Source organism: Pseudomonas sp. MEJ108 (genome assembly GCF_030208985.1).
GTDB classification, from domain to species: Bacteria; Pseudomonadota; Gammaproteobacteria; order Pseudomonadales; family Pseudomonadaceae; genus Aquipseudomonas; species Aquipseudomonas fragariae.
This window is the reverse complement of the sequence record NZ_JARVSW010000036.1, coordinates 18,986-30,565: the sequence shown is the minus strand read 5'-3', so window position 1 is coordinate 30,565 and position 11,580 is coordinate 18,986. Positions and strand designations below refer to the sequence as shown.

Sequence of the window (11,580 nt, the reverse complement as noted above, 5' to 3'; positions counted from 1 at the left end):
ACGGGCGTAGGAGCGGACTTGTCCGCGAAGGGGCCGCCAAGCTTTCCGAACATGCCGCGAACAAGTTCGCCTCTCCCCCTCGCTTGCGTGGGTCTTTGCCACAAAGCCCAATAAAAAAGCCCCCGACGCGCTAAGCGTCAGGGGCTCTTTTCGTAGCCGGGCGGTTTTAGACCGGGACCGGCTCCGATGCTTTACCGACAGGTTGCAAAGGCAGCAGAGGCGCATGTGGATCGGCTTCGATGGAAGCTCTCCACGCGGCCAGCCACTCTTCGTGACCTTCGCTCCAGACGCGCTCGTGCAAGCGGCCAAGGGCTACCGGGTCGCTCAGCAGCATCAGGCGTTCCTGATTGCCGAGTTTTGCCGGACCAACCTTGAGTGCCTGATCGACACGCTCCATACGCACCACTTCAATCGGCTGAGCCTGACGGTGACGCGACGTTGCCAGGGCGCAAGCCAAGGCGTTCTGTCGCGGGTCGACCACAGCGCGGATGAAGCCCTGTTTCAGCGCATGCCAGCGGTTCTCGTAGGTGTACTGATCCGTCGAGATCAGCTCTTGCGGCGGCTCGAACTCTTCAGGAATCAGGAAGAACTTCTCGTCACGCGCCTTGACGCCCAGATTGGTACGGCTGGAAATCACCGACACCGGAATCGACAGCATCAACGACACCACGATCGGCGCAAGCCACCACAGGAAGCTCGGGTTCAACCAGAACACCAGCAAGGCCCAGCACGCGCCCAGCAGGGTTTGCGGACCATGACGCTTCACCGCTTCGATCCACGGCGTGGAGTCATCGTCGCGTTGCGGCGAGTTCCAGGTCGCGGCCCAGCCCAGGAAAGCGGCCAGTACGAAGCGTGTGTGGAACAGCATGCGCACCGGAGCCAGCAGCACCGAGAAGAGCATTTCCAGCAGCATCGAAACGGTGACCTTGAACTTCCCACCGAAGCCTTTCGCGCCCTTGGCCCAGATCAGAATGACGCTGAGCAGTTTAGGCAGGAACAGCAGGACGATGGTGGTCGAGAACAACGCAACGGCTTTTTCCGGGTGCCATTGTGGCCACAGCGGGTACAGCTGACGCGGTTCAAGGAAGTAGGTCGGCTCCATCAGCGTGTTCACCGCCAGCAAGGCCGTGGACAGCACGAGGAAGAAGAACCACAACGGCGCCGACAGGTAAGACATCACACCGGTCAGGAACACCGCACGGTGAACCGGGTGCATGCCCTTGACCAGAAACAGCCTGAAGTTCATCAGGTTGCCGTGGCACCAGCGACGGTCACGCTTGAGTTCGTCCAGCAGGTTGGGCGGCAACTCTTCGTAACTGCCTGGCAGGTCGTAGGCAATCCACACGCCCCAGCCGGCACGGCGCATCAGCGCAGCTTCGACGAAGTCGTGGGAGAGGATCGCACCGGCGAATGCGCCTTTGCCGGGCAGCGGCGCCAGGGCGCAGTGCTCGATGAAGGGCTTCATGCGGATGATCGCGTTGTGACCCCAATAGTGGGATTCACCCAGCTGCCAGAAGTGCAGACCGGCAGTGAACAGCGGACCATAGACCCGGGTAGCGAACTGCTGCATGCGTGCATACAGCGTGTCCATACCCGACGCACGTGGCGCGGTCTGGATGATACCGGCGTCCGGCGTGGCTTCCATCAGGCGAACCAGACTGGTCAGACACTCACCGCTCATGACGCTGTCGGCGTCCAGCACGACCATGTAGCGGTAGTCACCGCCCCAGCGCCGGCAGAAGTCGTCGAGGTTGCCGCTTTTGCGTTTTACGCGACGGCGACGGCGACGATAGAAGATCTTGCCAAAGCCTTTGGTCTCGCGGCACACGTCCAGCCACGCCTGTTGCTCGGCAACGGCGATGTCGGTTTCGTTGGTGTCACTGAGCACGAAGAAATCGAAACGATCCAGGTCACCCGTGGCCGCTACCGATTCGAACGTAGCGCGCAGACCGGCGAAAACCCGAGGCACGTCTTCGTTGCAGATCGGCATGACCAGCGCAGTACGTGCGCCCTTTTCGATCGGCTCGTTGCCGGCACTGGCACCCGAGATGCGGTATTTGTCGCGACCGGTGAGCAGTTCCAGGAAGCCCATCAGCGCGGTCCAGAAACCGGCCGATACCCAGCAGAACAGAATCCCGAACAACAACAGGATACTGGTCTGCAAGGCATAAGGCATGACCTGCAAGGCGGTCTGCACGAAGGTCTGACGGGTGATTTCGTCGAGCGAAACCAGCGACCAGCCCTGATACGGCAGAATGCCTTTCATGTACCAGCCAGCCACGATCGTCTGACCCAGCATGAGGATCAGCAGGATGTAGCGACGGATCGAACCGACGGTACGCCAGCGCGCCTTCGGCAGATCCCGGGGCAGATCATCGTGCTCGGGCTTGGGCGGGTTGCCCTTGCCGGTCAGGCGACGCCAGCCGCGCACCAGGATGTTGGTGCGCCATGGCTCTGGCACGACCTTGGTCCGGCGAATCGGCGGTGTAGCCTTCAGGCACAGGCGACCGCTGGCGTCGACGCCGAGCATCTCGGCGTCCTCCAGCTGATCTGCGGTGGTCAGCGTCAGACGGCGACCTACCGAAGCCTGAGCGGCCTCGGCAGGGTCAGTGACCGGCTGCGCGGAAAGTCGCTCATGCAACTCGGCGAAGGTCGTGCAGCCGGCAAGTTCTGCCCGCTGCTCGTCGCTCATCGGTAAATGCGCCAGGTACTCGTTCAGAGACATTGGCACCGGTAGAGAATTACTCATCGCTCGGCAACTGATAGCTCCAGGTCTCGGTCATGACTTGCAACGTCTTGGCCGGTTCCGGATGGGTGGGTGCTGCCTCGGTTTCAGGCTGCTGAATTTCCTTACCGTCCTTGTCCTTGGCTACGTCAGCCTTGGATGCGTCGGCTTTGCCTGCATCGGCCTTGGCGACTTCGCCTTTGCCTTTGGCTGCGTCAGCTTTTGCTGCGTCAGCCTTGCCTGCTTCAGACTTGGCAGTCTCAGGCTTGGCAGCTTCCGGCTTGGGTGCGTCGGCCTTGGCGATTTCTACCTGGTCGTTGGCGGACTCCTTGGCGACTGCCGGCTTGGCAGCTTCCTTGGCAGCTTCCTTGGCGGCGGCCTTCTTCTCTTCGGCTTTGTCAGCCACGAGCAGCGCAGGTTCCTTGCCCGGTTCGGCAGGGATTTCACGCAACAGGTAGGCGCGCATTTCGGTCGGCTTGCTGGAATCCTTGACCTTGACACGCAGGGTCAGGCGGTAACCTTTGGTGACCGGGTTGTAGCGCAGGTTGTTTTCCACCAGCTCGACGTTGTCGTCAGTGGTCACCTGGCTGCGAATGGTCTTGTCTTCCGGCAGTGCGGCCAGCACCGGGCCCACGAAGTCGACCAGGAAGGCAAGGCTGCCGTCCGGCTGACGGATCAGGTTGGACTGACGCACGTCACCGATGGAGCGTTGAGTCTGCTTGACCCAGCCCAGATCCGGCGAGTGAATCGAGTTTTCCTGCATGGTCCAGTGCAGACGGTAGTCGAACGCCATTTCCTGACCAGGCTCGGCCAGCGTTTCAGGCTTCCAGTAAGCTACGATGTTGTCGTTGGTCTCGTCGGCAGTCGGAATTTCGACCAGCTCGACAGTCCCTTTACCCCAATCGCCCTTCGGCTCGATCCAGGCACTTGGACGCTTGTCGTAGCGGTCATCCAGGTCTTCGTACTGGCTGAAGTCGCGGCCACGTTGCAGCAGACCGAAACCACGCGGGTTCTCGACCGAGAAGCTGCTGATGGACAGATGTTTAGGGTTGTTCAGCGGACGCCACAGCCACTCACCGTTTGCCGCCTGAATCGACAGACCGCTGGAATCGTGCAGTTCACGACGGTAGTTAGGCACACGCGAAGGCTGGTTGGCGCCGAACAGGAACATACTGGTCAGAGGAGCAACGCCCAGCTTGTTGACCTTGTCACGCAGGAACATGCGCGACTTCACGTCAACCAGGGTGTTGGTACCCGGGCGCAGGGTCAACTGATAGGCACCGGTGGCACGCGGCGAGTCGAGCAGAGCAAAGATCACCAGATGGTTGTCATCCGGGCCTGGCTTCTCGATCCAGAATTCCTTGAAGCGCGGAAATTCTTCACCGGATGGCGAGGCAGTGTCGATCGCCATGCCGCGCGCGGAAAGGCCATAAACCTGACCCTTGCCGATGACGCGGAAGTAGCTCGCGCCCAGCATGGTCATGATTTCGTCCTGCTTGTCATCCTTGTTGATCGGATACAGGACACGGAAACCGGCATAACCCAGTTTCTCGGTGGATTTCGGGTCGATCTTCAGATCGCCGAAGTCAAAACGATTCGGGTCGTACTTGATCTCGTCGACGCTGGTCGCGGTCACTTCGTTGATCTTGACCGGCGTATCGAAGTGCATGCCCTGGTGGTAGAAAGACACTTTGAACGGAGTCTTCTCACCCGCCCATTCGGCCTTGTCATCACGGAAGCGGATCTTCTGATAATCGGCGAACTTCATGTCGCGCAGCTCGTTCGGCAGATTGCTCCGCGGAGCCTCGAACTTCTGCCCGGCCATTTCTTTGGCCTTCGCCGCTACATCATCAAGGTTGAACGCCCACAGTTGACCTGCACTGAACAGGCATACAAGGGCCGAGCTTGCCAGAAGTGCACTACGCAACCGCTTGACAGGTGTCTTTGGAGCATCACAGGGACTAACAATCACGAGCAACCCTCGCCGAAAAACAGATGAAAAAACCAACGGCCAGCTATCAATGCCGGGTTGGCGAGCATTGTTCCGACTCCGAATGGGCTTAATGATTCCCCAACCAGGTGTCAGAACCGCTTTTGTCATACCAAATGGACCAACAGTGTCGATCCCCGCAACGCGCGATTATCCAGTAGCGCGCGCCACAACGCATCAGGTATGACAAAGAAATTTATTCCCGCAAGACAGATGAATTCAGGGAGATAAAGTGAAATCGTAGCTTATGTATCAAACAAAAATGTCACGGGGCCATCATTTATCAGGTGCACCTGCATGTCTGCACCAAACTGGCCCGCAGCTACCGTGGGATGCGCGATTCTGGCCTGGCTCAACAGATAGTCGAACAGCTCGGCGCCCAGTGCTGGAGGCGCGGCTTTCGAGAAGCCCGCACGCAACCCGCTTTTGGTGTCCGCAGCCAGCGTGAACTGGGAAACCAGCAACAGGCCGCCCCCCACCTCACGCAAGGACAGATTCATCTTGCCCTCAACATCGCTGAACACTCGATAATTGAGCAACTTGTGCAGCAACTTATCGGCACTGGCGCGGGTGTCTTGAGGCTCTATTCCCACCAACACCAATATGCCCTGTTCAATGGCGCCCACGACCTCGGTGCCCACCTCGACGCGCGCACTTCGCACGCGCTGCAACAAACCTTTCATAGATGCCTTTCCAGACTCAGAACCAATACCGGACTGCTGTCACGCCTCTTCGGGCGGCAGGTCGAGCAGATTGCGCGCCACTTCTGCGGCAGCACGCACCAGCGCGTCGGCGATACCCGGCTCGGCTGCCGAATGCCCGGCCTCGCGAATCACCTGCAGTTCACTGCCAGGCCAGTTCTGGTGCAGCTCCCACGCATTGTCCAGCGGACAGATGACATCGTAACGACCGTGGACAATGATTGCCGGCAGGTGCGCGATCTTCGGCATGTCGCGAATCAGCTGGTTGTCTTCCAGAAAGGCGTTGTTCATGAAGTAGTGACATTCGATGCGCGCGATGGACAACGCACGGTGCGGCTCGGCAAAGCGATCGACCACTTGCGGATTGGGCCGCAGGGTTGCGCAGCGCCCTTCCCAGGTCGACCAGGCCTTGGCAGCGTGCATCTGGGCGATCTGGTCCGGACCGGTGAGTCGCTTGTGGAAGGCAGCCAGAATGTTGTCACGCTCGTCCAGCGGGATCGGCGCGACATAATCCTGCCAATAGTCCGGAAACAGACGGCTGGCGCCGGCCTGATAGAACCAGTCGATTTCCTGCTGACGGGCAAGGAATACGCCACGCAGGATCATCGCGTGCACGCGGTCGGGATGGGTCTGTGCATAGGCCAGAGCGAGGGTCGACCCCCACGAACCGCCGAACAACACCCATTTGTCGATCCCGAGGTGCTCGCGAATCGCTTCAAGGTCTTCCACCAGTTTCCAGGTGGTGTTGTTTTCAAGGCTGGCATGCGGTGTGGAACGACCGCAGCCGCGCTGGTCGAACGTGACAATGCGGTACAGGTTGGGATCAAAGTAGCAGCGGCTGTGCGCATCGCATCCCGAACCCGGGCCGCCGTGGATAAACACCACCGGCAAGCCTTCTGGCGAGCCACTTTCATCGACGTAAAGCACATGCGGTTGTTCCACGGCCAGATCGTGCCGGGCGTAGGGTTTGATCTGCGGGTACAAAGTCTGCATAAGTGCTCCATAAGTCCAGTTCAGAGGCTTCTATTATTCTGCCGTGGGGCATCATAAACCCGAAACGAAGAATCAGCATGCTGCACGTCATTGATCAGGATGGAACGAACGATGCAAGCGTTTTGCCAATTTCAACGGTGCGCGAACCAGAGCTGTCGCGCTGGGTCGAAGCGAGAGCTATGCCATGAATTATTTCGCTTTTTTTCAGGAAATAATTGACGACACGCCTACAGTCTAAGAATCCCGTTTTTCATTCGTCAGACTACTTGAGGTTTTACCGATGTCTCAGGAACCACTTGTTCGTGACGCTGATGTGGCCGCTTTTCGCGCCGCTGTGCTCGCCAAACTCACCTATTCGGTGGGCAAGGACCCCGACCATGCGTTTGAGCATGACTGGTTTGAAGCTGTTGCCCTTGCCGCCCGCGACCATATGGTCGAACACTGGATGGACCATACGCGGCAGATCTATCGCAAGGTTCAGAAACGCGTTTACTACCTGTCTCTCGAATTCCTGATAGGCAGGCTGCTGTACGACAGCCTGAGTAACCTGGGCCTGCTCGAAGTCGCTCGCGAGGCCTTGACCGAGCTGGGTGTGGACATCGAACGTATCCGCCTGCTTGAACCGGATGCGGCACTGGGCAACGGCGGCCTGGGTCGTCTGGCCGCGTGCTTCATGGAAAGCATGTCGACCCTGGGCATCGCGGGTCATGGTTACGGCATTCGTTACGAGCACGGCCTGTTTCGTCAGGGCATCGTCGATGGCTGGCAGCAGGAACAGACCGAGAACTGGCTGGACTTCGGTAACCCATGGGAATTCGAACGCCCTGAGGTGGTGTACTCCATCGGCTTCGGCGGCAGTGTCGACACCGTCCCGACCGAAGCGGGCGATTCGCGTCAGGTATGGCGTCCGGGCGAGACCGTTCGGGCCATCGCCTATGACACCCCGGTGGTGGGCTGGCGCGGCAAGAGCGTCAACACCCTGCGCCTGTGGCGCGCCCGTGCGGTAGAAGACCTGCACCTGGAACGCTTCAACGCCGGTGATCACTTCGGCGCCGTGGCCGAAGTGGTGCGCGCCGAAAGTATTTCCCGCGTGCTTTACCCGAACGATGCGACCGAAGCCGGTCAGGAACTGCGTCTGCGTCAGGAATACTTTTTCGTTTCCGCGTCGCTGCAGGACTTGCTGCGCCGCCATCTGAACCAGCACGCCACACTGACGGATCTGTCCGAGCACGCGGCGATTCAGATGAACGATACGCACCCCTCGATCGCCGTGGCCGAGCTGATGCGTCAGTTGATCGACAACCACAACATCCCGTGGGACACCGCGTGGAAAATCACCGTCGGCACCCTCGGCTACACCAACCACACTCTGTTGCCTGAAGCACTGGAGACCTGGTCGGTCGGTCTGATGGAGCGGATGCTGCCGCGCCACATGCAGATCATCTACCTGATCAACGCGCAGCACATCGACACACTGCGCGCCAAGGGTGTCGACGACGTCAACGTGCTGCGCGCGGTATCGCTGATCGAAGAAGACAACGGTCGTCGGGTACGCATGGGCAACCTGGCCTTCCTCGGCTCGCACAGCGTCAACGGCGTTTCGGCGCTGCACACCCAACTGATGCGCAAGACCGTATTCGCCGAGCTGCACAAGATCTATCCGGAGCGGATCAACAACAAGACCAACGGCATCACCTTCCGCCGCTGGCTGTTCCAGGCCAACCCGAAACTGACCGAGATGCTTGTCGAGTCGCTCGGCGAGGATGTTCTGGACAACGCCGAGACGCGCCTCAAAGAGCTCGAGCCGTTCGCCGAGAAGTCGTCGTTCCGCAAGCAGATGGCCGATCAACGCCTGCACAGCAAGCGTGCGCTGGCCGCGATCATTCACGAGCGCCTGGGCATTGCCGTCAATCCTGCCGCGATGTTCGACGTTCAGGTCAAGCGCATCCACGAGTACAAGCGCCAGTTGCTGAACCTGTTCCACACCGTCGCCCTGTATCAGGCCATTCGGGCTGAGCCGGGGACCGATTGGGTGCCACGGGTGAAGATCTTCGCCGGCAAGGCGGCGGCCAGCTATCACTCGGCCAAACTGATCATCAAGCTGACCAACGATATCGCGCGGACCGTGAACAACGATCCGACCGTACGCGGTCTGCTGAAAGTGGTGTTCATGCCCAACTACAACGTCAGCCTGGCGGAGAGCATCATTCCGGCGGCCGACCTGTCCGAGCAGATATCCACCGCAGGCCTGGAAGCGTCCGGGACCAGCAACATGAAGTTCGGCCTCAACGGCGCACTGACCATCGGTACGCTGGACGGTGCCAACGTGGAAATGAGCGAGCAGGTCGGGCTGGAGCACATGTTCATCTTCGGCATGTCTTCGCAACAGGTCGAAGCCCGCAAGCAGGCAGGTGAGTTCAGCGCGCATGACGACGTGGCCGCTTCCGGACGCTTGAACGATGTGCTGCAGGCGATCCGTGGCGGTGTGTTCTCGCCGGATGATCCGAACCGTTACGTGGGTCTGATCGACCAGTTGCTGGCGTATGACCGCTTCCTGGTCTGCGCTGACTTCGACTCGTACTGGGCGGCCCAGGCCAAGGTCGAAGAGCGCTGGCACGACTCCAAGGAATGGTGGCGCTCGGCGGTCCTCAACACCGCACGCATGGGCTGGTTCTCCTCGGACCGGACCATCCGCGAGTACGCCGGAGACATCTGGAAGGCGCTGGAGTGACGTCATAGCCTGAACAGACTCACAGACTCTGTGGGAGCGAGCTTGCTCGCGAAGAGGCCGGCACTGCCTCAGAAAGAAGGCGCTGGAAACAGCGCCTTCTCAAGCAATGCGGACCACAACCCCGGTCACACCCACACTGACCTGTGTTCTGCCTGTTACTCAGAATTCCACCAGACTTCGCGCAGGTGTCGGCACTTGCGCGTTACATAACCAACCCTGTGTACCGCTCAAAACATTACAAGCGATGTCCGACGGCCCCTATATACTGCGCCTGATGAACCTTCACACACCGAAAAGGATATCGTCGCGTGCTTTGGATTTGTCTGGTGGTGGGCGGCACGGCACTAGGCTACTCGCTGAGTTATGACGAGTGGGCAGGTGCGCTGATTGGCGCAGTCATGGGCTGGGCCGTATGGGCCGGCATTCGCGTGCGCCTGCTTGACAGGCAATCCGCCGATCAGCTGCAGCAACTGCTCGCAACCCGTGAATCCCTCGATGTCCTTCAGCAGCGCCTGAGCGCACTTGAACGTCAGTCCGCGCCCGGCGTGCCGCCTGCGCAGGACCCTGCACCGCTTCCACTCGATGCGATCATTATCGAAGCACCCACCGACGGTCCCGAGCTGATCTGGGATCTCCCGGACGAGCAGCCACAGGCAGCAACGCCAGTCGAGCCCGCCCCACAGAGCCTCCAGCCAGCCACGACAGCAAAAGCCAATCCGCTGGACAGCGCGATCAGCTGATGGCACTGGCCTTGACGATCGGCGGTCACATGCGCTCAAACCGCCAGCTGTCGCTGGGCGGCGCAGCGTTGATCGGAGTGGTGGTGATCAAGCTGTTCTTCGTCGAGCTGAGCAATCGCGGCGGCATGGAGCGCATCGTATCGTTCATCGGTGTTGGTATTTTGCTATTGGTGGTGGGATATTTCGCACCGTTACCGCCGAAACACTCTGTCACAGAGGTCGGTGAAGAACCCGGCCCAGGCTCGACTGCCGCACCGGAAACGCTATGAGGAAACCGTTCTTGAGTCATCCTGCCATGAAGATCGCCGTGCTTGGCCTGGCCTTGTGCACGGCGATAACCGCCCTCGCCCAGGACAAACCGGCGGACTTTGCCAGCCAGACGCCGCTGAGCCTGAGCGGCCAAGGGCCGTGGTATCGCATCGAGTTGCCGCTTGCCGTCCAGCTGAATGCCCGGCAGACCGATCTGAGCGATGTACGCGTGTTCAATGCCGAGGGCCAGCCGCAGGCTTATTCGATCAGGCCGCGCCAGCCCGCCCCCGAACAGGAGCCGACGCCGATCGAGGTCAACTGGTTTGCCCTGTACAGCACACAGGAGGCAGGCGACACCGCACCGGTCATCCGTATCGAGCGCTCCAGCAACGGCAGCGTGATCGAGGTGCAGCCACAAAGCGATATCGAAGCGGGCGAAGAAGTGCTGCGCGGCTGGCTGCTGGACACCAGCGCAATCAAGGCGCCACTGGAACAGCTGGTTATCGACTGGAGCACCGAGCGTGAGGGCTTCCAGAATTTCAGCATCGAAGCCAGTGATGACCTGCAGCACTGGCGCAACTGGGGCGAGGGCCAGGTTGCACGGCTGTCGTTTGCCGACGAAGTGGTCGAACAGCGCGAAGTCGGCCTGCCCGGCCAGAGCGCCCGCTATCTGCGCCTGCTGTGGCGGTCCCCGCACAGTGCGCCGCTGCTGATCTCTGCGCACCTGCTGAGTGCCAGCAGCGGCACGCCGGCCTCGCCACTGACCTGGTCGCCACCGGTCCAGGGCAGCGTCGAAAGCCCCAACGAGTATGTCTGGCAACTGCCGACCGGCTTGCCGATAGGCCGCGTCAAGATCGACATTGCCCAGCCCAACAGCCTGGCACCGGCGACGCTCTACGGCCGGCTCGATGCCGGACAGCCCTGGCAGCCGATCAGCAGCGGCCTGCTGTATCGCTTGTCGCAGAACAACAGCGACGTCTTGCAGGACCAGCTGCAATTGTCCGGACGCATCGTTCAACAGCTCAAGCTGGTGGTGGATGATCGCGGCGGCGGGCTGGGCAGCGAAGCGCCGCAGTTGAGTGTGGCTGTGCCTGCCACAGAGGTGGTGTTCCTGGCGCGCGGTGACGGACCATTCACCCTGGCAATCGGTAATCCGAGCGTCAAGGCTGCCAACCTGTCGCTGGCCACGCTGATTCCTGACCTGAGTGCGGAAAAGCTCGCGACTCTCGGCACAGCGAGCCCGGCCACGGCAACCGTGGCCAACATGGCCGCAGCGCCGATCGCCGTGCCACAAGGTACTGACTTCAAACGCCTGGGGCTTTGGGCCGTACTGCTGCTTGGCGTGGTGTTTCTGGGCTGGATGACGTTCAGCACGCTGCGCGCTGCAAAACGCTGAAACAGGCGGCCTGTCAGGCGTGCTTCGCCTGACATCTGAACTGAAACAGTCTTAA

General features: G+C 60.5%; 6 protein-coding genes and 2 pseudogenes. 4 read left to right on the top strand and 4 right to left on the bottom strand.

The annotated features are described in order from the left end of the window. Positions 1-166: 166 nt before the first annotated feature. The 4 genes from mdoH to pip form a co-directional block, all read right to left on the bottom strand. Entirely contained in the window at positions 167-2,749 is a 2,583-nt protein-coding gene (mdoH, locus tag QRN50_RS17155) for a glucans biosynthesis glucosyltransferase MdoH (RefSeq protein ID WP_024641064.1), read from the bottom strand. Continuing rightward, a complete protein-coding gene (locus QRN50_RS17150; protein ID WP_192873897.1) occupies positions 2,742-4,652 on the bottom strand; it encodes a glucan biosynthesis protein G in 1,911 nt (636 codons plus the stop codon). Before QRN50_RS17150 ends, mdoH begins: the two co-directional genes overlap by 8 nt. 308 nt (positions 4,653-4,960) lie before the next feature. Continuing rightward, entirely contained in the window at positions 4,961-5,398 is a 438-nt protein-coding gene (gene dtd, locus QRN50_RS17145; protein ID WP_011266358.1) for a D-aminoacyl-tRNA deacylase, read from the bottom strand. Positions 5,399-5,437: 39 nt separating this feature from the next. Then, the gene (gene pip / locus QRN50_RS17140) at positions 5,438-6,409 is read right to left on the bottom strand and encodes a prolyl aminopeptidase (protein ID WP_003414210.1); all 972 of its coding nucleotides are present in this window, start codon (positions 6,407-6,409) and stop codon (positions 5,438-5,440) included. A 280-nt stretch (positions 6,410-6,689) separates the two neighbouring features. On the opposite strand from pip, the gene QRN50_RS17135 reads away from it, so the two are divergent. The 4 genes and pseudogenes from QRN50_RS17135 to QRN50_RS17125 all read left to right on the top strand — a co-directional run bounded on the left by QRN50_RS17135 (position 6,690) and on the right by QRN50_RS17125 (position 11,525). Then, a complete protein-coding gene (locus QRN50_RS17135; protein WP_003403097.1) occupies positions 6,690-9,140 on the top strand; it encodes a glycogen/starch/alpha-glucan phosphorylase in 2,451 nt (816 codons plus the stop codon). A 308-nt stretch (positions 9,141-9,448) separates the two neighbouring features. Then, positions 9,449-9,877: pseudogene (locus QRN50_RS25945) on the top strand (DUF2339 domain-containing protein); the annotation flags it as partial. Further along, positions 9,877-10,149, top strand: a pseudogene (locus QRN50_RS25940) (DUF2339 domain-containing protein); the annotation flags it as partial. The pseudogenes QRN50_RS25945 and QRN50_RS25940, both read left to right, overlap by 1 nt. Positions 10,150-10,175: 26 nt before the next feature. After that, entirely contained in the window at positions 10,176-11,525 is a 1,350-nt protein-coding gene (locus QRN50_RS17125) for a DUF3999 domain-containing protein (RefSeq protein WP_162496859.1), read from the top strand. The last annotated feature ends 55 nt before the right edge of the window (positions 11,526-11,580 follow it).